Genomic DNA, 21,401 nt, shown 5'->3' with positions numbered 1-21,401 from the left:
CTAGTTCATGAGCCGTTGAAAAATCCGCGTCCAGAACTGAAAATTCCATTGGTCGTCCTCAAACCACGCGTCGAGTGCAAAAAGTGCCGCAGCGGTTGGTGCTGTGTCGGCATAAATTCGTCTCGTTGAATCGGCGATCAGACTTTCATCTGCTCCCTTTAGGATGACATCTTCTTGTAAAAGTTCCCGCGCGGCTTTGACGTTCGATATTTGCAACACGATCATTTCCTCCTGCGTCCGGCGCAGGGGATGAACTGTTTTGAGCCGGACGTTAGGAGAAGCCGCAAGTGGCTTTTGAAACAGCATAGGCTGTGAAATCGTCCCTGGCATGTGTCATGAATTCGATCCTCCTATCCTAACAGAATCAATTAATTGTGGCAAGAAATGAAACCTCCCGTTATACTATCTTGACCAGCTCAGAGAGGTTTGAAGTTCTGCCGTTTGCTCTAGAAATGCACTGAAAGATGTCCGGGGGGTGTCTTTCATCACGTGGCTTCTTCGAAGGTATCATTTGGGAGCAAATTTAGCCGAACCTTTGCAAAGCCTTTGTTGATCCCCGGCTTCGAATTTTGCATCCTTGACCGAAACACAAAACTGTTGTTCGGCCTTCCTTTAAATTGACAGGTGCGCCAGTGCTGATGAAAGACCGTATAGATCACCTTCCCCATGTAAAGCAGCACGAGCTGCGGCGCGTGGTAGAGGTGCTTCTGGAAGAGTTTGAGGATGCGCTCAAGGAAGGTTCTGCTGATTTCAAGAAGCGCGGTCGTATCCTGAAGATTGTTTTGTTCGGATCATACGCTCGCGGTACACAGGTTGATGAGCCGCATACCGGTAAAGGTTATCGCTCCGATTTCGATCTGCTGATCATTGTCAATAATCGTAAACTCGCGGATTTCGAAACCTACTGGCACAAAGCAGAAGATCGTCTGATGCGCATGCGCGATGTGCAAACGCCGGTGAACTTCATTGTGCATTCACTGCGGGAGGTAAATTCACGCATTAAGGAAGGACGGTACTTCTTCACCGATATTCGTCGTGAGGGTATTGTGCTTTATGAACTCGACGCCGAACCTCTCGCCCAGTCTGGGGTTCTCAATCGGGAAGACGCCTATCGCGTTGCGAAAGAGTATTTCAATGATAGGTTGCCGCATGCGGAGAGTTTTGCGGATGGAGCAAACTTCTATCTTGGCAAAGGAAAGTTCAAAGAAGGAGCCTTTTTACTCCATCAGGCAATCGAGCAGGCTTATTCAAGCTTTCTGCTGGTAACCACAAATTACTCACCAGCCTCGCATAATCTTAAATTCTTGCGGCGATTGTCAGAAGGGCAAAGGAATGAGCTCGCCAGGGCCTGGCCGCAGGATCAGCAGCGCTACAAGGCTTGGTTCAACATCGTCAACGAGGCCTATGTGAAGGCCCGCTATTCGCCACATTTCAATATAACCGAAGAAGCCTTGCGCTGGCTCCTCCAGCAAACAAACCTGCTCATCGCCGAAATCGAAGAAATATGTTCTCAGCATTTGGAGAAAATGGCATCATAAATTCAATGTCTGGAAGGGAAATTGCTGTGAAAAGGCCATGGTGTAGACCTTTCTCCCGACATTGATGCCAGAGATTTGAAGAACGTTAACCCAGACAGGTCGTGCGGAAGAGATGGCGATTGCCCGTAACAATGTTGGCTTTTACAAGCACTGAAGGCGGCATTCTTCGCTCTTCTGTGAGAGGCCAGCTCCGTTCCGCACTCAACATGACTTACCCTCGGCAGTTCTTAAGGGCTAAATCAAACTAGCCGACTTCTCCGGTGAAAACGGGTACACTTAAGCTTCGTAGCTAGGTTAGTTTAGCCCTTTATTGCATGGCCTCAAACACGACAGCGCTCACAAGGCGTGGTCGTGTTTTTCGTTTTTAAAGAAAGAAATACCCTTGTACTTCGCCTTTACGGCACGGCGTTTACCTACTTTAAGTGTTGCAAAATTGCTTCTCCGTCATCTTCAAAATTTCAACTCTTGTTAGCAACGGCCCGAAATCGTTGCAACAATCTGAAAATGATATATTGAGCGATTCACTCAACTTTTAGCCAGCAAGTCCCGATAGGCAAGCCAGCGATCATGCAATGCTTATCTCGGGGACATCATGCTGGGGACTTCGTCTTTCCAAAAAACCGCCAACCGTCGTTGGTTGAAGATGCTTTCTGCCTCTGTCGCGCTCTGCGTGGCCTCGCAGGCACATGCTCAAACAGCCCAAAAAGTCGAAGCTGTTCAGCAGAACCGGCACGACGATGGCGAAAGTTCTGAGCCTATCAAGCTCAAGACAATTACACTTTCAGCGGAACGCGCTGCCAAAAACCTGCTTGATGTTCCAATGTCCATCAGTGTGATTGATCGTGATACGCTCGACCGGCATCAAGTGCGCGATATTCAGGATATGGTGCGGTATGAGCCGGGCGTGAGCGTTGATCGTCAGACATCGCTCACCAATCCTTTTGGACAGCTCAACGGCTTCAATATTCGTGGTGTTGGTGGCAACCGTGTGCAAATTCTGGTCGACGGCGCACGCGTTCAAGAGCGCATTACCGATGGTAGCCGAGATTTCGTTGATCCCTTCAATATGAAGTCTGTAGAAATCACACGTGGCCCGAATTCAGTTCTGTGGGGAGCTGATGCTCTGGGTGGCGTTGTGTTCTTCCGGACACTGGACCCTGAAGATTTGCTTGATGGTACCAAGCCTTGGGCCGTCGAAACCAAGTTCAGCTATGACAGTTTCGACAAGTCGTTCCGTAAGCAGATTACCGGCGCGGCTGAGGCTGGCGATTTCAAGGTCCTGGGTAGTTTCGGACATATGAGTGCGTCAGAACCGGACATGCGTAAGGCGCGTGCCGACGGCGGCATCTGGGGTTGTCCGCGTGAATCCATCTGGCCGTGCAATAAAGCCTCTCCCATGGATACGGATTCCTATAACAGCCTTATGAAACTGCAGTGGAATCCGTCTGCCGATCATGAATTCAAGCTGACTGGCGAGTGGTTTGAGCGGAATACCGATGTCGATCAGAAATACGATTCCGGTGCTGCCAATCCGCTTTATGCAAGCATGCCAGCCTATTATAGCTTTTATTATGAGAACGAGAGCTGGGACCGTTCGCTGAAAATGCAGCGGGCAAGGTTTGCCCTTGATCATCGCTGGACGGTGGGTGCATCGTGGCTGGATGAGGTGAAATGGAACATTTCCTATTCGCCGCAGAAGCGCGATACGACGAGCAATCAGATCCGCAATTATCCGCTTCTTGCCACACCGCGTCGCGAAAAGCGCATCCAGATCCGCAATTATAGCGAAGACTTTCTACAGGCCGACGTTCAGCTGACATCGTCATTTGATCTTGGTCAGACAAGCCATAAATTCATCTATGGTTTTGCGGGTGACATCACCAAGAGCAATTATGACGGTGAGAATATCACCACCAATCTGAATACGGGCGTTACGACTGTTGCGCTGCGACAAGGGTTCAATTTCCCCAAAGTTGAGACCATACGCGCCGATTTCTATGTTCAGGATGAAATCAAGCTGTTGGATGAGCGTCTGACGCTTACGCCGGGCCTGCGTCTTGCAACTTACTCAATCGATCCGACCCAGGATGGTGACTATGTCCCGCTCGAAGGTTTTGATCCTGAGAAGACGGACAAGACCCGTCTGATCAAGCGTCTCGGTGCAATCTATAAGCTAGACGATACCTATTCGGTGTTCGCCTCCTATGGCGAAGGTTTCAAGATGCCGACGGCGCAGCAGCTTTTTGTCTCCTCCACTTCAATCGGTGCGACGAGCATGGTCGAAGTCATTCCAAATCCAAACTTGAGACCGGAATTCGTGCGCAGTTATGAAGCTGGTCTGCGTGGCGAATTTAATCGCGGCTATTTCAGCGCGTCCACATTCTATTCGGATTACAAGGACTTTATCCGTGGCCTGCAGCCCGTTCCGGGCGAAGCCGACAAATACACCTCCGACAATGTGGAAAGCGTAAAGGTCTGGGGTATTGAGTTCGGCGGTGAATACGAGGTTTACAACAACGTTTTCGCCAATGCGGCGCTTTCTTATATGCGTGGCGATCAGCGTGTTGATGCCGGTTCCGAGAAGACGCCGTTTGATGGTGCGTCGCCACTAACCACCGTTCTTGGCCTGCGTTACATCATCCCCGATTGGAATCTGGAAACAGAGTTTGTCGGCACTTTTGCATCGGGCGTGAAACGTCGCGCTGACGAGAATGCTTTCAAACCCTCAAGCTACACGGTGTTTGATGCCTATGCGAAATGGTCTCCAACCAAACATATTGATGTGAATTTCGGTGTCGAGAACATCTTCGACAAGCGCTATTTCCCAAATACGCTGACAGGTTATGCCAATTCGCCGGAGACGTCCTCGGTCGCCAATGTCAATCCGCTTGAGATGCAGGTTGCGCCAGGCCGCACCTTCAAGGTTGGCGCGACGATGCGTTTCTGATCGCCATTGATGATCAACATGCCGGAGCAGGTTTACAGCTGCTCCGGCTTTCTCATGTCAGTATCGGTTGATTATGCTTATTGTGCTTAAACAATTTTGGCAGCTGCTCAAATATTGCAATTCCGGCGAGGGGAAAGTCCTCGGCTGGCTGCTTCTGGCTTTGATATTCGCACTTGATTTCATAGGCATTTATCTTGGCGTCAAGTTAATCGGTTGGACTGCCGCGTTCTACAACGCGGTTGAACAAAAAAATGCGGCTGAAACACTGGCGCAACTTGGCGTTTTTGGACTGATCGTAACCGGAAACACCCTGATTTATCTGTTTGGCTATTATGCGAACGGGTGGTTAGAAATACGATGGCGCGAGCGCCTGACCAATGTCGCGCTATCAACTTGGTTCAGTAATAAGGCTTACTGGCACTTGGGTTTGAAAGGCGGGCAAGACAGTAAAACACCCGACAATCCAGATCAGCGCATCTCCGAAGATTGCGCCTTGTTTGTGAAATACACGCTTGCGGAAGGTGTGGGTCTGATAACACGGTCGGTAGGCTTGTTCTCTTACGTTGCAGTTCTCGCGGGATTGGCAACTTTTTCCCTTAGTTTTTCAATCGCGGGCTTTCATGTGGAAGTGCCACGATACATGCTTTGGGCGCCATTCGCCTATGTTGGTCTTTCATCGATCTTGACCCATATGTTTGGCCACCGCCTCAAGGCAACTTTTGTCGAGCAACAGAAAAAGGAAGCAGATTTTCGTTTCGGAATGGCGAATATACGCCAGAACGCTAGTGAAATTGCTGTTTTGAATGGTGAAGAAGCAGAGCGAAAATTGTTGGACAGGCGATTTGTCGGTGTTCGTTCCAACTGGTTTCGTCTTATTGGCAGACAGACACTTCTGAGTGTTTTCACTTACCCTTATCGATCAACAATTTTACGAATTCCGATGTTTCTAGCACTGCCGGGTTATTTTGCCGGAGCGGTAAACTTTGGCGGCTTGATGCAATTGGGTACAGCTTCACAGCAGGTTGCAACCACATTGTCATGGTTTATTTTCCGCTATCACGTTCTTGCTGAACTGGTATCGGCGATATCGCGTTTGTCCAATTTCTTGAACGCAGCCAATTCGGTTGGGGCAACGCACAAACACACTGTTGTTGACGCGACACAACCATCGCTGCAATTGCGCGATGTTTCATTGAAAACGCCTGATGGGCAGAACCTCCTGAACATATCCGAGCTTGAAATCGAACGCGGCAAAACTGTGTGGCTGCGTGGCCGCTCAGGCCTTGGAAAGACGACATTGCTCCGTTTGATTGCGGGTGCCTGGCATTTTGCAGGTGGAACAATTCACCGACCTGATTCCTCAATGCTGGTGCTTTCGCAAAAGCCTTACATGCCAAACTCGGGGTTATATGATGCGGTTTCCTATCCGCTTCCAGCAGAGAACTTTGATCAGATTCAAATCGCTGAAGCACTTGCAAAGGTCGGACTTTCAAAACTGTCGCCGCCTGCACGTTCACACGAACATATCGCGCCGGGAGCACTCTCTGGCGGTGAGATGCAAAGGCTGTCTCTTGCGCGTGCAATCCTGATTAAGCCTGACTGGCTGTTTCTCGATGAAGCCACCAGTGCACTGGACAAGATTGCTGAGGCCGAGCTGCTGGAGCTCTTGCGGAAAGAACTGCCCACTTCAACCATCGTCATTCTGGCTCATCGCGAGCCTGCAAATCTTGTCATAGACAGCGTCATCGACCTTGAAACTTTTAGCACTACGCAAAAGCGGTCCGAGCTGTCTGATCTCTAAACAGCATGAGGAAATTATGAGCGAACAACCAATCCGCGTAAAAGTTCTGGCCGATGCCGCTGATGTTCTCAAAACGTTGCCAGCCATGGGCAAGCTTATGATCAATTCCAAAAGTGGTGGCGCGACGCATGAGCGTATCGGCGTCGTAGAACAGGTCGAAGTTCGTGACGGCTGGATTTACTTCTCCGGTAGCGAGCACCATTCGCGCATCGATCTTTCAGCAATTGCGTCGCTTATCGCGGATCGCAGCAGTGTGATGCAGGAAAAAGTCTATCCGCGTATCGACCTGCTTGCTGAAGATGAGAGTGTGATTGGCAGCGTGATCGGCTTTGATGGCGCGGAGCCATTCGATAAGGCTCTGAATGGCTTTGCGTTCTTGGCTCTTCCACCCAAAGACAAAGATCGCAGTACTGGCGAAGCGCTGGAAGTCGGTGATGATGAACCCGGTTTGAAGCCTTTTGCGGCAGCTCAGCGCAATAAGGCCGAGATACGCGTCGCGCTCGAATTGCCTGCTTTCAAACAGGAGTGGAGCGGTGAGATGCCAGAGGTACGGCCATCCCGCGGTTTTATCAATGTGATGAAGCCTGATTTCCATCTGCATCTCAAAGCGGGCCACGTTGCTTCGTGGCATGAGGTAGAAGAAGGGGATGAGTATCGCTTCTACGCTCTCAATGAGACAGGTCAGCAAACGGGTCTCGTCGTGTCGGGGAAAAAGGATGCGTTTCGATGAGCTTAGAGCCTTTATCGGTACAAGCCGGGCAATGGATTGATTCAAAGTCGCCAGAAGTTCGCACGCATCAATCGATCATGCGTGAAATGGCCCAGAAGCGCGTTGTGCTTCTCGGCGAACGGCATGACCGGTATGATATTCACCGTTGGCAGATGCACATCTCGGCCTCTCTCCTCGCACTTCGTGATGATCTGGCTGTCGGCTTTGAAATGTTTCCACGACGGCTCCAGCCTGTGCTTGACGAATGGGTCGCTGGCAAGCTCGATGCTGAGACGTTTCTGGAACGCGCAGAGTGGGGCAAAGTTTGGGGCTTTGATGCAGATCTTTACTGGCCGCTTTTCCACTTCTGCCGCGAGTTTCGCGTTAAAATGTTGGCGCTCAATTGTCGTCGCGACCTCGTAACTCGTGTAGGCAAAGAAGGCTGGGAAGCGATTGTGGAAGAAGATCGCGACGGTTTGACCCCGGCACGTCCTGCGAGCCTTGCGCATCGCGAACATCTTCTGCGTCTGACCAATGGCGGGCCGCCGGTCATGCAGGGAAAATCTGCTGACGCACCTGAGTTTGACCGCTTTGTCCGCGCCCAGCAGACATGGGATCGTGCCTTCGCCTGTAATATTGCGGCTTATCTCAATGAAAAGCCGGAAGCACTGGTTGTCGGTATCATCGGACGCGGGCATATGGAATATGGCTTTGGCACGCCCGATCAACTTGATGACCTTGGAATCAATCAGGTTGGTGTTCTCCTGACAGAAGATGTGGGGGATGCGGCATCGACGCTGAAAGTCGCGGAACTTCCGGCTATCGCTGATGCAGTTTTTGGGTTGGCCGATTCCTGATGGAATATTGCGACCATCATTGCTGGAGAGCACGGTTGTCGCTGACCATAAAACATCGAATGATTGAGAATTTGAGGATCATGAGAATGCAAGATCGTACCAGTTTCCGCCTTATCATGATGCTCGGTTCTGTACTGGCGGTGACGGCATACACCATGCCGTCAGTTGCGCAGACTGGACCGCGTGTTACAACGACGCCCGCCGCATCTGAAACCGCAGACGTGCCGTCCATTACCAATCAGGCAGGATGGCAGAATGCTGTCGTGATTATTCTTCAACGCTATGGTCAGCTTTTGGCGCGCGAGCTTGCTCCTCTGAAGCTGGACGGTGTTTTCAAGCCGAAAATCAGCTTCTATCTTTCTCCAGACGGTACTGTGTCGGATGTCAAACTTGTCGAAAGTTCGGGCGACGATCTGGTTGACGCGGCGGCTTTGAAAGTTCCGACTGCTGGTGCGGCCTTCCCACCCTTCACTCCAGACATGGCGGGTGACAAACCTAAAAAGCTTATTGCCCCGTTCGAGGTTCGTCTCCACAAGCCCGAGTCAGAAACAACAAGCAATCCCGCGAAGGCGGAATAGGACTAAGCGACTTTCAGCTCTCCGATCGGCAAGCCGGTGTCGGTCATTTTGTTATCCACACCGTTTTCATCGAGAAACTGCTTCATTTCGGCATAGGTCTCAAACCAGGCGCGGTTATATTTGTCGAACAGCGATTGATCCCAATAGTCTTCCAGACGAAATGGCTTTTCGCTGAAGACATCATAGCTTGGGATTTTATAGGTTTCGGCAAACTCAGCCGTGCGGCTGTCATAGGTGAAATAGATAGACGGAATGCCATTGGCGAGCGCCATCAGGTTGCCGTGCAGGCGGTAGCCAAGGACTAGTTGCTGCTCACGCACGAGATTTTCGTAATCCGCCACGACATCTGAATAGAACATTCGATGGCGATAGAGGTTCTCGATATCGTCATCGAAATACCAGTCAGCCGTCCAGCGATGTGCTTTGAGAGCTTCTATCGCTTCTTCTTTTTGTTCGGGCGTGCCGAACACCATCTTCTTTTCTTCTATTTCGCCCTGCGCCATCAATGTCACATCGAACCGTCCAGCCATTGTGCGGATAAGATCGCGATGGCGGGTCAGATATTGCTCAATATCCTGCGCATAAGCTGGCGAAACTTCGCGGCGGACCGTAACACCCACCTGTTTGACCGCTTCGAGCGGGGGCAGTTTGATGCGCAGATGCTGATTGTTGCGGCGAAACGCCGTCGGACAACCGATGATACGCACATTCTGAATGCCGATATCGTTGAGTACCTGAGCCGTATAGGCCCCACGCACGCCAACAGAGACGGTTGAATCGGCGATCATGCGCAGAACTGCCTTCGTTTCCTCTGATAGCTGGATTTCACCCCGCACCGGAGCCTGCGCGCCAACGCCAAATGCAATAACCGGGAGTTTCAACCGCTGGAGCACTGGGATCGTGTCGCGCCAGTTCATATCTTTATTGATGTAATTAGAGCCGCGCAGGATCACATAATCATATTCTTCCCGCAGCTGATCAATCTTTTCGGGTGAAAAATTGGTAATCGGCAGCTCGGACGCCTTCTCGTAATTCATCAGCTTCAGCGACGACTCGAAAACGAAAGCGTCGCCGATATTGTGATAGTGATTGATGCTGCCCTGCACGTCAGTATGACGATACCAGCGGACATTGTCGTGATCGTACACTTCTCCTGCCGGGATCATGACGAGGGCGCGTGCCATAGGCTATTCCTTCTTTTATAAACAGATGCAGGCGAGCCAGGCTCAGCTTGCCTGAGAAAGTGCGGTTTCTGTGACCGCAGGTTTCAGTCTGCGAGGCTTGGCCTCGCGAAGCCGGTTGTAAAGATCAAGATGTGCGCTGGCACAGTCGATGTAGTGAACTGGCTTTCGGATGGATTGATGCAAGCGGTTCCAGATGTTCTGATCGCTCAGCACTTCTGTAAAGCGGTCGGCCAGATCTTCTGCGCTTCGAACACGAAAATGAAGACCATCTTCACCGTCACGGATTTTTTCAGCCATGCCGCCAATGTTGGAGCAGATGACCGGGCGGCGATGGTGCAGGGCTTCCTGAATGACGATCGGCGAGTTTTCCCACCAGATCGAGGGCATGACTACCCAATCTACCGACTGCATGAGGCGCGGCATTTCCGCATTCTGATAAGCGCCATAAAAGCGAACGCGCGGACCTGCCTCCTCAATCAGCTTCTGCATGCGTTCCTGAAAGGCTGGCGGTTGCTTTTCGAGGTTGCCGCCAAAGATCATCAGGCGGGAGTCCTCGCCCCAGACCTGTTCGGGGACGCGCGACACCGCATCAATAAGCACATCGATGCCCTTGAATGGATTGATCTGTCCGAAGAAGGCAAAGCGGCTGCGGCGTGGATCGGGCCCCGTCAGCTCGCGAGGCGGTGTTGTTTGTGTGATCGCGATGCCATTTTCTATAACCGCCATCTTGTCAGGATTGATCCCCCATTCGCGATAGCGATTTGCCAGAAATTCACTCGGCGACACAAAAGCATCAGCTAACTCCAGCATGCCGCGTACAAAGCGTTCACGTTTGAGAAAACGGGCAGGGGGTATCTGCGGAAAGCAGGCGTGGCAATCAATTGGGGACGCCTCATTGCAGAGCTTTGACGAGCCCGCCTTCACCATCTGGCCGTCATTGTTGCAAATGGAAAGGAACTCATGGAACGTCACCAGAATGATGCGATCCGGCAGCGCTTCGCGGATGGCATAAAGCGTTTCAAGACCGAGACCCAGCACATGGTGAAAGTGAACGATATCCGGATCGAAATCGCGCACGAACCGCAAAAGATCGCGGCGGATTTCGTCGGTATTCTTGTTGGACAGATAAAAGTGATCATACTCGTCGGCGTGAAACAGAATCTCGTCACTGGCGCGCCGCATGCTCATCAGCGCCGTGGTGCCGTGGCGGGGGATAGGATGGCTGGCGCGCGCCAGATAAACCGATTGTACGCCTGGTGTGGCATTCAATCCCTTGTGCAGATTGTAGGATGCGATTTCACCGCCGCCGAGCGAGATTGACGGATGTGCATGGGAAATGACGAGAACACGGAGTTTTTCGCTCATGCGGTTTCCTCCATCGCGACCTTGCGCTTGCCTGCGAGAATTGCAGACCAGCGAGCGTCAAAAACCTGACGATCGATACGTTCTATAAGCGCGATGGTGGATGCTTTATCTGTTACTGAAACATCATCCGCGCCGAGCATCTGTGCGGAAGGCAGCCAATAAGAACGCAGGCCGGATTGCTTGAGCTTCAAGCCAAGGTCGAGACCCTTTTCATGGGTGCCGAGATAGCCGCGGGTAAAACCACCAGCGGTGAATAAAGCTTCGCGGGGCATGATGCAGCATTCGAAGGTTGCTGTTGCCACCTCAGTCAACTGCATGCCCGATATGGCGTCAATCGGGTAGCCGGCATAACGGCTGATGAGGGCGCGGTCTGACTGTGGCCCTGCCACCCATGTTCCCGCCCAGCGGATCGAGTCATCCTCATAGGCAAGCGTCGGCGAAAGCACGCAATCCTTATGCGTCTCATAGGCACTGACCAATTTGTTGAGCCAGCCCGAACGGCGCGGCAACAGCGAACCAGCGAGAAAGATTACCTGATCGGTGGAAACCGTTCGCGCCCCGACTTCAAGCGCATCATAAAGATCTTCTGATCCATTGGCCGAAACCAATCGGATGCGCAGTCGATAAAAATCGGCAAGTCGTCTGATCTGTACGCCGATACGGTCAATGATTTCGGTCGCAGCTGCAATCACAATCGGTGCGATCCGTGTTTCAGGATCAAGCGCCAGCAGAGCAAGCAGCGGTTCGATTTCTTCGACGCGTTCGTCAATACCAATGATGATAGCTGGCCCGATCGCGTCCTCAAAGGGACCAAGCTCGACCACGCCAAAGACTTCCGGGGCAGGACGGTTGACGCCGCGCAACAATGGCACAAGCTGCTGATCGACGATGTGGCGCAACGCCCATGCATTCGGATCGGTGGCACGCAGTTGCCGGACGATGGCATCGCGCGACGTTACACGGGTTGGAGTGAGCGGAAAGAATGCGCGCCGCCCGTCGCTGATTGCGAGCTCCAGATAGAAGGGGGACGTACTGTCACCTGCAAGTTCCGGGGCAAAGGCCACAAAACCATGGGCATGGCGGTTTGGGTCAAGCCCCGCATTAAAGGGAGGATGATTATCAAATTCACGTGTCACATCGGAGCGGTCGATGCGCGTCCACGTCGTGTCGATCTGGATGTCGCCGCGATGACGTCGAAGCCGCACGCTTTCAACGTGACTGTCGGGATCAAGCAGCCAGCCGGAAATCAGGATGCCACTTCCTTCAACCCGAAAGACATTGTCGATGCCCATGCGAACGGGAAACGGCAGGGCGGAGACGGTATCTGTACCATCGAAACGATTGGCGGCAGAACGCAGGCGCAAAAGAATATCGGTTGAACTGCGTACGCGCGGCAGGATCGCGCGGATATGGGCCGGTGTTTCGCGCGAACCTGAGAGAAGTCTGCGATCATAGACTTCAGTAAAGCGCCAGCCGCGTCGACCGCGAAACAAAATACGCTCGATATCATTGGCTTCCACTGGCTCATTGGCGAGAAGAAGCCCGGCAAAGCCAGAGGCTTGTTCTTCAAGATCAGGGCGCGCAAAAACACTGATCGAGCATTCGGCGAGTGAGGAGTTTTTACCGCTGATCAGAAGGCGTGTTACCGCAGGTGTCAAATCCTGCGCCCAGCCCTGAACGAAAATATCGCCTTCGTCGCTTCCGCCGATCAGTTCGATGCATCCATCCGAGCGCGCACCCGCCTGCAGCAGAACGGTGATTGCGGATAGCTTTTTTCGGCTGATAGGGCCGGAAATCAATCCCTCAACGAGTTCATCGATGACGCCTGAAAGGTTCTGCCCGGATAAATCTCCGATCATCGCCACGAAATCTGGAACAGATGCCGAGCGCGATGCAAAATTATAGCGCCCAACCTTTGCCCGATGCTGGAACATGATGGTCTTGAGGATACCGCGACGCAACACATTCGTCGGCACGATGGCAACAAAGCCATGTGTTCCGGCGGGCGATGGCTCTTTCAACGGCCAGGTTATGAGGCTCGTTTTCACGCTCATCGCCGGGTCTCCATTGAGAAACGCTGTAACCTGATCAGTGGTGGCACTTCCGATGCCAAGCACCAGGACGAGCGTCTCCTCAATCACGCACCCCACCACCATTTCGCCTTCCATAATCATGGGAGGACGGTCGGTCGTGCGGCCATTTCTGGCAGCGGATTGTATGTTTGGCCTTTCATCCTGTGTCATGCAACAATCCTCACGGCATGATTGCGAGGGTGAGGAGAGCGCCAGCGACAAAACCGGTCAAGACGGCGGCGAGCACGAAAAGGACTTTGATATCTCCGCTGCTTCTTTTACGCACGTCTTCCATACGCTGTTCAAGACCGGCAACGACGCCGTCCATGCGCATGATATGCACATCAAGCTCGGTCATGCGCTGGTGCAGATCGGTACGCAGGGTATCGACTGAACCAGCAATGTCGAGGAGGTCAGTGGGCGAAGTATTGCCGGTGCTGTCTATGGTAGGGGCTGCGCGTTGCAGCGAGCGCTGATTCACTTGCAACTGGCGCTGGGCTGCCATCAGCATGTCGAGCTTATCGAGAATGCGTGTCATTGGCGCTGCGATCAACGCTTCTGCCGCCTGCTCATCGGGCTTTGGTACGCGCAGCTTCTGTTCTATGCCCGCTGCATTGGCAGCAATCACGACCAGTTCACCTGCGCGGGCTGCTGCAAACTGAGGTAACATCACCTCAAATGCGTGCATTCCGTCGCCGATGCCATTGCGCTTCAGATCAGGCCTATCCTTGTCCGCAGGCGCTTCGGCAATTGGCTTGTCATCAAGTAGAACCCGAATAATGAGCCGCTCGGTCGGGTAGGAAGGATCGAACGCCCAGCCGTAAAGGCGGCCTTCTTCGATGGCGTCAACGCGTCCTTTCATGGCTTCGGTCCTTTGAGGTGTCGGCGAAGCACTCTGTGCTTCAACCGGCTTTTGTGCCCCCTCGGATGGAATTTGGGTCGCGATGTTCATGATCTACCTCTCATGCTGCCTCGACACGAGCCGCGCGCAATGCCCCGATCATGTCGAGATAGCGGACTGCTGTGGTGTCGATGGTGTCCGGGTGCCGCGCATTTTCGCCAAGCGATTGGCGCAGGTCCGGGTTTTCCGCCATGCGTCGCATTGCTTGGGCAAGCGCCAGCGGATCATTGGGCGGAACAGTGAGGCCATTGATGCCATCAGTGATCATCTCGGCCATTCCGCCAATATTGCTGCAAATGACAGGGCGGTTCTGTCCCTGTGCTTCCTGAATGACGAGCGGCGCATTCTCCCACCAGATCGAGGGCATGATTGCGCAATCGACAGACTGGATGAGTTGAGCGATGTCTTCGCGGCGATAAGCGCCGCGACGCTGCACGACCGGCCATGTATTCGCAAAAAGCTGGTCGATTTCGCTGACAAAGCTTTCGCTCTGAAAAGGTGCTGCTCCGTGAACACGCAGCTCGAAATCAAAGCCTTCGGAAATCAGTTGTTGAGCTGCCTCCAGCAAGACTGTTGCGCCCTTCCATGGGTTGAGATTGCCGAAATAACCGAAGGTTGGCTTTGTCCATTCCTGCTGTCGAAATTCGACTGCTGGCCGTTCGGGCTGGCCATTGGGAATGACCTCAATGCGATCTTCTGCAAGACCCCATTCGACATAGCGCTGTTTGAGAAATTCACTTGGTGAGACGAAGGCATCGACGGCGCTGAGCAGCGATTTGATGTGCCTTTCCCGCAATACGAACTTATCGAGTGCAATGTCTTTAAAACAGGCATGGCAACGGTCGGGGCTTGCACCATGGCACAGCTCTTTGCCGGTGGTGCGTACCATCAACCCATCATGGTGGCAGATGGGATAATAGTCATGCAAAGTCAGAACGATGCGGCAATCTGGCAGTGTGCGGCGCACGATATGTGGGAACTCTGCACCCAGCAGCAACAAATGATGCAGATGCACTACGTCCGGCGTGAAATCGCGCAGCAGTTCGACGATATCCGGCACAATGCCGTAAAGATCGATCTGGCTCATGTAGAAGCGATCGAAGTGCCCCGACCAGAGCAGAATTTCATCGCTGCCATTGCCGATGCTCTGAAAGCTTGTGCCGGGACGTGCTTCACGATGCACCTTGTTGGTGGCACCCATAAACATCGCTTCGCATCCTGCACGCTGATAAGCGCGGAACAGGTCATGGGCGAAAATTTCCGTTCCGCCCGGATGAAGCGATGGATGATTGTGAGCTGCGATGAGAACGCGAGGAGCCATCAGGCGGCACCTCCGCGCGAAGCGATGAAAATATCCTGATAATGATCGGCATCGATGCCACGCCAATGCCCGAAGGATTTCGTTTCAAGTTCCAGCTTGGCACCTGCAAGAGCGCGGTCGAGAAAGCCGTTCTCAAAACCAACAGCTGCAAGAGGAGGAAGCTCTGGCACAAACCAGCATGGCCCGACTCCATGACGTTCAAAGGCGAGGCGCTTGTCACGCTTACCGAAACGGTCGCGGGCGGCGATATCATCAACGACAAATGCGGTCATGAAGAGCTTGCCGCCCGGTGCAAGTACGCGTGATACCTGCTCGAGGTAAGTCTTCACTTCATCAGACGGCAGATGCGTGACCACAGACGTCATGATAACAAAGTCAAAGCTTCTGTCCGCAAACGGAAGTGTTAGGCTCAGACCGTTCACAGTGCCTTTCGGATTGTAGAGGTCATGCGCGATATCGATATGACGGAACTCGAAATTCGGGTAGCGCACGGTGATATTCTGACGGCACCAGTTGACGCCGCCAGATACCGGATCGATACCGGCATAGCGCGCTTTCGCCATATCGAGATATTGGGTCAGTGGCACCGCCATGCGGCCAATGCCCGATCCAATATCAAGCACGCGTGCGTCGGGCTTCAGGCCGCCTTTGCGGATGAAATGGCCAAGAAACTCCGCGCCGACCGCACGATAATCTCCATCGCCAACGAAAACGCTGCTCGGGTCGGGTGAAGGCAGAAAGCGGTTCTTCAAAACAGATTGCATCAGCCAGTCAATCTGTTCTTCGGGTATTGCTGGTTTGGCTTCAGGTTCTGGCTGTTTCAGCATTACCACTTCGGTCAAGCGGCGCTCCTTTCAGATTTGGCCACGATCACATTCGAAGGAACCGCCATTGGGTTCTCATCTTGGGGTGGCGTCATCAATTCTGTGATTTCTTGGTCCCAGCGCTGCGTGTGCAGCCAGGAATTATATTGGCTGGCGAGGCCGCGCATGTAGTCGACGCTGCGGCGGATGGAGCGGCGCTCGAAATGGTAAAGGGCGACACCTGGTTCGTAGAATATCTGGAAGCCAAGCTGGCGGATTTTCAGACACAGATCGCTGTCTTCGTAGTCACCAATGACATAATCCTCGCTATAGCCGCCCACGAGATCGAAGATATCCTTGCGGGTAATCAGGCATGCACCGGTGACGCCCGGAACGTAGCGCGCACGGCGCGCAGGTGCATAATTACCGGGCATACCCTTGTGATAGTGATGATTGAGCCAGATGCCCTGACGATCACGGGCGAAATAGAGCCCGGCATGTTGCAAAGAACCATCTTCGAACAGCAAGCGCGGGCCGATTGCGCCGAGCTTGGGTTCATCAAACAAGGGCTGGATCAGCTGCTGTAACCACCCATGTTCGGACGGCACCACATCGGAGTTCAACATGACGATGGTGGCGCCGGTTGCAAGGCTTGCGCCCGCATTACAGGCGCGAGCATAGCCACTATTGCGGTTCATGATTGCAAGCTTGAAGGGCATATCATGAAGGATGTGCAGGCCACCCAGCATGTGCTCGCTGTCATCCTGAATTTCAGGAGAATCGAGCACGAAAATGAATTCGGCGTTTTCCATCAGCCAGGGATCGGTTGCCATCGACGAGAACTGAAACCGCAGAAAATCGAGATTTCGATAAAGTGGGATGACGATGGAAGCGAGCGGAGAAGCGGGCGTCTCTCCAAACTCTTTGATTTCAGCAATTCTTACTGTCGCGCCAAGCTTCTTCTCAATTTCCGTCAGGGCAGGAGCCAATATCTGCTCAAACACATGGGGCCGCGCGTGCTGTGGCGGAACCGAACGCAAAATTCTGTTGCGTTGGGTTGAAGCTTCGAAGGGTTGCGGCGCAGGGACCAGAGGTGCGGTTGCGCCGGATGAGAGACGCATCTGAAAGCGCGGCTGTAAAAGCGGCCCGAGATTTTTAGCCGATGGCAACCAGGCAACAAAGCCCGTTACATCTTGCTGTGGCGTATCTTCACGCTTTGCAATCTTGACCGCGAATTTATGGAAATGCGGCTTCAAGGAAACTGCGCTACCGCTTTCAGGCAGATATTCGATATCAGCAAGCAAATTGGCAGGATCGTGCATCCAACCACCAACGATCAGCCCGCCATCCAATGCCAGAGCAAGGTCGATTTCGGCTGCCGGATGGGTTGCTGATTGTGCGATTTGACGAACAGGGAGCGGAGAACGTGTCTGCAAATCAATCGCCACGGCAGTGCCCGCAGCACTGAGTTTTCCCAATTGGCGAACAAGGAACTCGCGTAAATCGCCATTTCCCTGCCATTTGCTCCACCATTTGGCGAAGTTTGTCTGTTCAGCTGAGCGTGCCGCCAATTTGCGGACGGCGACACCTTTTTGCCCCGCCAGGATCAGCAACAGTGAAGACGGCAGATCCTGGGGAGCTTCCACCAGCAAATGGCACGGTTGCCACGCGTTGCGCGCTTGCTTACCCGCGACAAACCGCGGTGGGATCACCATCACACTGCCGGCTGTAACGCCGTAAATAGCTGAAACTTCGCCGAGCATCGGATCAACAGCGGTCTCCAGCAGATGATGCCCTTGAACAGGTTCGCCGCAATATTGCGCTTCACGCGGTTCTGGTGTTAGCGCGAAGGTCAGATCACGCACGAGGGATGCAAATGTCTGATTACGCGAGAGCCTGAATGTGCTGCGCCATGTCGTAAGAACATTGGTCAGAAGCTTGATATGGCCGAGCAAAGTGAGGTCGCTGACGACGTGATGCACGTCGAAAGCTGCAAGTTCATTCGCCGGATAAAGGATCGCTTGCGCCGTAGGCCCGAGTGAGCCTGCCGACAGCGATAATTCGATTGGTTCGGTGCCAGTCCGCATGGCCCAGAACATGCGCACACCACCACTTTCGAGCGGAATGCCAATGCTGAGTAGGGGAACGGGCTGGACAGGCATGTCCAGCGTGCATTTGGTCGTTGAGCGAGCCGGGCCGGGAATATCCCAGATGACCACAGCCACATCGGCGCAAAGACGGCAAATGGAGAGGTTCTCAGTTTTGCTTTCAGTGTCCGCCGAATGGTCGAGGTTCAATGCGAGCGCCCTTTCATTCTTGTTGGAAATGCAAACCCGGACGCATTGCTAGGCAGAATGCGGCAGGCCAAAGATTGAGGTCAGAAGGCAGTTGAGGAAGGAACGTGCCCGACGGGAGGATGTCGGGCACGAACTCAATCGTTCAATCAGTGAACAGTGAAGTACTGGTCGGGATGAGCCTGTACGTCGTCTGCACTGGTATTCACGAGGGTAACGGTGTCGCCGTTGCCGAGGTCGACAACAACATTTCCACCAACCTGCGTGACGCGATCTGCGAGGTCATCCGCCGAATTGACATCAAGGCCGTTAATGCCCTGCTGAATCTGGAGGATGTCTTCACCTGGGTTGAAATCAAGGATGACGTCGTTTCCGCCGCCGCCATTGAACAAGAAGACGTCACTACCGGCGCCGCCGATAAGGATGTCATCTCCGGCACCGCCATCAAGGATGTCGTCGCCGTTTCCACCTTGCAGGACATCGTTTCCGTCGCCGCCAAAGAGGAGGTCCGAGCCGTTGCCGCCCTGGAGAACATCGTCTCCAGCACCGCCAAACAGCACATCATTCCCATTGCCGCCGCTTAGGACGTCATTTCCTGCATCACCGAATAGAACGTCATTACCATTTCCGCCGAAAAGGAGGTCATCACCGTTTCCGCCGAAGAGGATGTCATTCCCGTTATCGCCGAAGATGGTGTCATTGCCATCACCTCCGAAAACGAGATCATCACCGCCATGGGCGCGGATGAAATCGTCAAAGCGGGAACCGAACAACACGTCGTCGTAGGCGCCGCCTTCTAAAGTGGCCATCTGCTTCTCCTTGTGTTCCTGTATGGGGTGTTCCTGTATGGGTTTACAAAAAGGCCGGAAAATGGTCCGACCATTATGCTTGTAGTAGTCTGCGCCGCATCATTTACAATTGCAACATTATTAGTTGGTATAAATTTGGCAGCTGTAAGTAACAAATTATTACGAATAATTTATATTACAGTTCTATAAACAGAAATATAATGTATATTTAAAATCATTATAATTTCTATTTACATTGTATTTCGCTGTAAATTATTTCCAAATTTGAAATATCGATCATGTGAAATAATAATTAATATATTTCAATAGCATGGTATAAGGCGCATCGCGTCACATGCTAACTGAGCGCGGCGGAGAATTTCAACCTATGGATGATCTGTATTGTGAAATACTCTTCCTGACGGGCTATCGATCTGAAGCTCAGAACAGTAGCCTGATTGAGGTGAAGCATTTCCAGCAAAGGTGCGTAGCGGTCATCGTCAGCACAAAGGCTTGAACAATCGGGCCTAGAATTCTCATCAGCCGATACGACGGCGAGAGCGGATTATGAAGCGCTTTAAATCATCACGGTATGTGCAACGGTTTACGTCGATACATGATCCGATTTACGACCTAAATTACTTCCCGCGCAAATGCCGCTGATCACCGTGAATTACGACAAGCCGCCAATAACATGTGGCGTGAAATCGCTTGCCTGAAGTCCTCATAAAAGAGGCGTCAAAGTATGAGTTACGTCTACACTCTCGTTAAAGTAACAGTGCCGTTCAAGGTCATCAGTGAGCGTCGGGATGATTGCCGATCCTCATCTTCTTGACTGGCATCAACGCATCGCGAAAGTGTCTGAATGGCTAGTTGGCCGGTACCATTCTGTGCGACGAGGACAGCATTGATGTACTCATTTTTTATACGACGCATTAGATCAAAACCTAAAAATTCTCGATCGATCATCATGCATACCATTTGAAAAACGGTACTACTCTTACGTCCCTGCGGATGATAACAACTTTCAAGGCTTATCAGTTGTGAAAGTGGCATGGCTCAGAAATCGACGACCCTTAAAGATGTGGCGGCACTGGCGAACGTATCGCGCGCCACTGCCGCCCGCGCACTCAACAGTTACGGCTATGTTGGTGATGAAACGGCACAGAAGGTTCAGGCTGCTGCGGAGAAACTGGGATACAGAGGCAATCGACTGGCCCAGGCTTTGCGCAGCGGGCAGTTACCGATTATTGGCTGCGTTCTTGGTGACATACAAAATCCGTTTTTTGCAAAAATTGCCCATGATGTCGAAGTGCTGGCGCGAGAAGAAGGGCACAATCTCATCATTGCGAGCAGTGAAGAACAGCTGGATCAGGAAAAGTCGCTTCTGGCCAGCCTGCAGTCGTTGAGCATTCGCGGTTTCATTGTGGCGCCGACATCAGCCGAAGACAGTTCGCATCTGCAACGTCTGATCGACGAAAACGTACCCTTGGTCCTGATCGATCGCGCAGCGCAGGGTGTCGAGTGCGACAGTGTTGTGGTCGACAATGAAGGTGGCGCGCGCAAGGCCATTGAATATCTGATCGAAATGGGACATCGCGATATTGCTCTTTTGCAGGATGATGCGCGCATCTTCACATCACGTGAGCGTTTCAACGGCTATAAGACTGCGTTGCTTGCCCATGGCATTGAGCCTGGTGAAAAAATGATATCAGTCGCGCAGTCGACGGTTGAGCACGCCATTGATGCGACCATACGTCTATTCAGTCGCAGAAATCCTCCGACGGCGTTGTTCACCGTCGACAGTTTGATGACGCAAGGTGCGCTTTTGGCGTTCAGATCCATGGGAATAACGATTCCCTACGATGTGTCATTGATTGGTTTTGACGATTTTAATCTGGCCACTTTTACCGATCCGCAGATCACTGTCATATCTCAACCGGTGTCGGAAATTGGCCGGGCAGCAGGGCGGCTTTTGCTGGAAAAAATTGCAGGAAAAAAGAGGCCTTCTCAGAAAATAAGCTTTGAAACCAAGCTGATAATCAGGGGTTCAGTTAGCCGTCGATGAGCTGACGACGTCGAAAAACCGGTCTTCAAAAAAATTCAAAAACCTACTTGTCATGAGAAAATTCTTGTGCGTTAAATATATATGAGATCGATCTCATATTGTCGCAACGGGTTACAGGCGCAAAACCGGTTCGGGCTTGTCCCGAGGTTTCAACTGCGCAAACGGGAAGGTAGTA

The 21,401-nt window shown here is 52.5% G+C and carries 16 protein-coding genes and 1 pseudogene; 8 read left to right on the top strand and 9 right to left on the bottom strand.

Annotated elements, in window-relative coordinates; all coding sequences use genetic code 11:
• Complete coding sequence (locus QBD00_RS10425; protein WP_318579394.1) at positions 1 to 330, bottom strand: hypothetical protein; 330 nt, start codon at positions 328 to 330, stop codon at positions 1 to 3.
• Positions 331 to 638: 308 nt separating this feature from the next.
• On the opposite strand from QBD00_RS10425, the gene QBD00_RS10420 reads away from it, so the two are divergent.
• From QBD00_RS10420 to QBD00_RS10395, 6 genes are all read left to right on the top strand, one after another.
• Positions 639 to 1,538, top strand: a complete 900-nt coding sequence (locus tag QBD00_RS10420; RefSeq protein WP_318579500.1) for a nucleotidyltransferase and HEPN domain-containing protein — start codon at positions 639 to 641, stop codon at positions 1,536 to 1,538.
• Between the two features lie 592 nt (positions 1,539 to 2,130).
• Positions 2,131 to 4,485: a TonB-dependent hemoglobin/transferrin/lactoferrin family receptor gene (locus QBD00_RS10415; RefSeq protein WP_318579393.1), complete on the top strand. Its 2,355-nt coding sequence runs from the start codon at positions 2,131 to 2,133 to the stop codon at positions 4,483 to 4,485.
• A gap of 82 nt (positions 4,486 to 4,567) precedes the next feature.
• Positions 4,568 to 6,286, top strand: a complete 1,719-nt coding sequence (locus QBD00_RS10410; protein ID WP_318579392.1) for an ABC transporter ATP-binding protein/permease — start codon at positions 4,568 to 4,570, stop codon at positions 6,284 to 6,286.
• A 16-nt stretch (positions 6,287 to 6,302) separates the two neighbouring features.
• Entirely contained in the window at positions 6,303 to 7,016 is a 714-nt protein-coding gene (locus QBD00_RS10405) for a hypothetical protein (protein ID WP_318579391.1), read from the top strand.
• Positions 7,013 to 7,852 (top strand): ChaN family lipoprotein, encoded by an 840-nt coding sequence (locus tag QBD00_RS10400; RefSeq protein ID WP_318579390.1) that lies wholly within the window; start codon positions 7,013 to 7,015, stop codon positions 7,850 to 7,852. The genes QBD00_RS10405 and QBD00_RS10400 overlap by 4 nt, the downstream gene beginning before the upstream one ends.
• Positions 7,853 to 7,938: 86 nt before the next feature.
• Complete coding sequence (locus QBD00_RS10395; protein ID WP_318579389.1) at positions 7,939 to 8,430, top strand: TonB family protein; 492 nt, start codon at positions 7,939 to 7,941, stop codon at positions 8,428 to 8,430.
• Positions 8,431 to 8,432: 2 nt separating this feature from the next.
• On the opposite strand, the gene QBD00_RS10390 is transcribed toward QBD00_RS10395, so the two are convergent.
• The 8 genes from QBD00_RS10390 to QBD00_RS10355 all read right to left on the bottom strand — a co-directional run bounded on the left by QBD00_RS10390 (position 8,433) and on the right by QBD00_RS10355 (position 19,179).
• Complete coding sequence (locus tag QBD00_RS10390; protein ID WP_318579388.1) at positions 8,433 to 9,614, bottom strand: polysaccharide pyruvyl transferase family protein; 1,182 nt, start codon at positions 9,612 to 9,614, stop codon at positions 8,433 to 8,435.
• Positions 9,615 to 9,656: 42 nt separating this feature from the next.
• Positions 9,657 to 10,979: a glycosyltransferase family 4 protein gene (locus QBD00_RS10385; protein ID WP_318579387.1), complete on the bottom strand. Its 1,323-nt coding sequence runs from the start codon at positions 10,977 to 10,979 to the stop codon at positions 9,657 to 9,659.
• On the bottom strand, positions 10,976 to 13,222 hold the full coding sequence (locus QBD00_RS10380; protein WP_318579386.1) for a hypothetical protein: 2,247 nt from the start codon (positions 13,220 to 13,222) through the stop codon (positions 10,976 to 10,978). The genes QBD00_RS10385 and QBD00_RS10380 overlap by 4 nt, the downstream gene beginning before the upstream one ends.
• Positions 13,223 to 13,232: 10 nt before the next feature.
• Positions 13,233 to 14,003, bottom strand: coding sequence for a hypothetical protein (locus QBD00_RS10375; protein ID WP_318579385.1), 771 nt, complete (start codon positions 14,001 to 14,003; stop codon positions 13,233 to 13,235).
• Positions 14,004 to 14,013: 10 nt separating this feature from the next.
• Positions 14,014 to 15,273 (bottom strand): glycosyltransferase family 4 protein, encoded by a 1,260-nt coding sequence (locus tag QBD00_RS10370; RefSeq protein ID WP_318579384.1) that lies wholly within the window; start codon positions 15,271 to 15,273, stop codon positions 14,014 to 14,016.
• Positions 15,273 to 16,115: a class I SAM-dependent methyltransferase gene (locus QBD00_RS10365; protein WP_318579383.1), complete on the bottom strand. Its 843-nt coding sequence runs from the start codon at positions 16,113 to 16,115 to the stop codon at positions 15,273 to 15,275. Before QBD00_RS10365 ends, QBD00_RS10370 begins: the two co-directional genes overlap by 1 nt.
• Positions 16,112 to 18,373, bottom strand: coding sequence for a glycosyltransferase family 2 protein (locus QBD00_RS10360; RefSeq protein WP_318579382.1), 2,262 nt, complete (start codon positions 18,371 to 18,373; stop codon positions 16,112 to 16,114). Before QBD00_RS10360 ends, QBD00_RS10365 begins: the two co-directional genes overlap by 4 nt.
• A gap of 146 nt (positions 18,374 to 18,519) precedes the next feature.
• The gene (locus QBD00_RS10355) at positions 18,520 to 19,179 is read right to left on the bottom strand and encodes a calcium-binding protein (RefSeq protein WP_095445278.1); all 660 of its coding nucleotides are present in this window, start codon (positions 19,177 to 19,179) and stop codon (positions 18,520 to 18,522) included.
• A 474-nt stretch (positions 19,180 to 19,653) separates the two neighbouring features.
• Between QBD00_RS10355 and QBD00_RS10350 the strand changes: the two are divergent.
• A pseudogene (locus QBD00_RS10350) lies at positions 19,654 to 19,888 on the top strand (IS6 family transposase); the annotation flags it as partial.
• 324 nt (positions 19,889 to 20,212) lie between these two features.
• Positions 20,213 to 21,226: a LacI family DNA-binding transcriptional regulator gene (locus QBD00_RS10345; protein ID WP_318579381.1), complete on the top strand. Its 1,014-nt coding sequence runs from the start codon at positions 20,213 to 20,215 to the stop codon at positions 21,224 to 21,226.
• Positions 21,227 to 21,401 lie beyond the last annotated feature (175 nt).

Origin of the sequence: Ochrobactrum sp. AN78 (genome assembly GCF_029909885.1) — a bacterium.
In the GTDB taxonomy this organism is placed as follows: domain Bacteria; phylum Pseudomonadota; class Alphaproteobacteria; order Rhizobiales; family Rhizobiaceae; genus Brucella; species Brucella quorumnocens.
The sequence above is the reverse complement of the archived record's forward strand: the minus strand, read 5'-3'. Positions and strand labels throughout refer to the sequence as shown.

What these genes read in the sequence shown, in the direction of transcription:
- QBD00_RS10425 (WP_318579394.1), bottom strand. Translation starts at nt 330, where the DNA reads ATGCCAGGGACGATTTCACAGCCTATGCTGTTTCAAAAGCCACTTGCG.
- QBD00_RS10420 (WP_318579500.1), top strand. Translation starts at nt 639, where the DNA reads ATGAAAGACCGTATAGATCACCTTCCCCATGTAAAGCAGCACGAGCTG.
- QBD00_RS10415 (WP_318579393.1), top strand. Translation starts at nt 2,131, where the DNA reads ATGCTGGGGACTTCGTCTTTCCAAAAAACCGCCAACCGTCGTTGGTTG.
- QBD00_RS10405 (WP_318579391.1), top strand. Translation starts at nt 6,303, where the DNA reads ATGAGCGAACAACCAATCCGCGTAAAAGTTCTGGCCGATGCCGCTGAT.
- QBD00_RS10400 (WP_318579390.1), top strand. Translation starts at nt 7,013, where the DNA reads ATGAGCTTAGAGCCTTTATCGGTACAAGCCGGGCAATGGATTGATTCA.
- QBD00_RS10395 (WP_318579389.1), top strand. Translation starts at nt 7,939, where the DNA reads ATGCAAGATCGTACCAGTTTCCGCCTTATCATGATGCTCGGTTCTGTA.
- QBD00_RS10390 (WP_318579388.1), bottom strand. Translation starts at nt 9,614, where the DNA reads ATGGCACGCGCCCTCGTCATGATCCCGGCAGGAGAAGTGTACGATCAC.
- QBD00_RS10385 (WP_318579387.1), bottom strand. Translation starts at nt 10,979, where the DNA reads ATGAGCGAAAAACTCCGTGTTCTCGTCATTTCCCATGCACATCCGTCA.
- QBD00_RS10380 (WP_318579386.1), bottom strand. Translation starts at nt 13,222, where the DNA reads ATGACACAGGATGAAAGGCCAAACATACAATCCGCTGCCAGAAATGGC.
- QBD00_RS10375 (WP_318579385.1), bottom strand. Translation starts at nt 14,003, where the DNA reads ATGAACATCGCGACCCAAATTCCATCCGAGGGGGCACAAAAGCCGGTT.
- QBD00_RS10370 (WP_318579384.1), bottom strand. Translation starts at nt 15,273, where the DNA reads ATGGCTCCTCGCGTTCTCATCGCAGCTCACAATCATCCATCGCTTCAT.
- QBD00_RS10355 (WP_095445278.1), bottom strand. Translation starts at nt 19,179, where the DNA reads ATGGCCACTTTAGAAGGCGGCGCCTACGACGACGTGTTGTTCGGTTCC.
- QBD00_RS10345 (WP_318579381.1), top strand. Translation starts at nt 20,213, where the DNA reads ATGGCTCAGAAATCGACGACCCTTAAAGATGTGGCGGCACTGGCGAAC.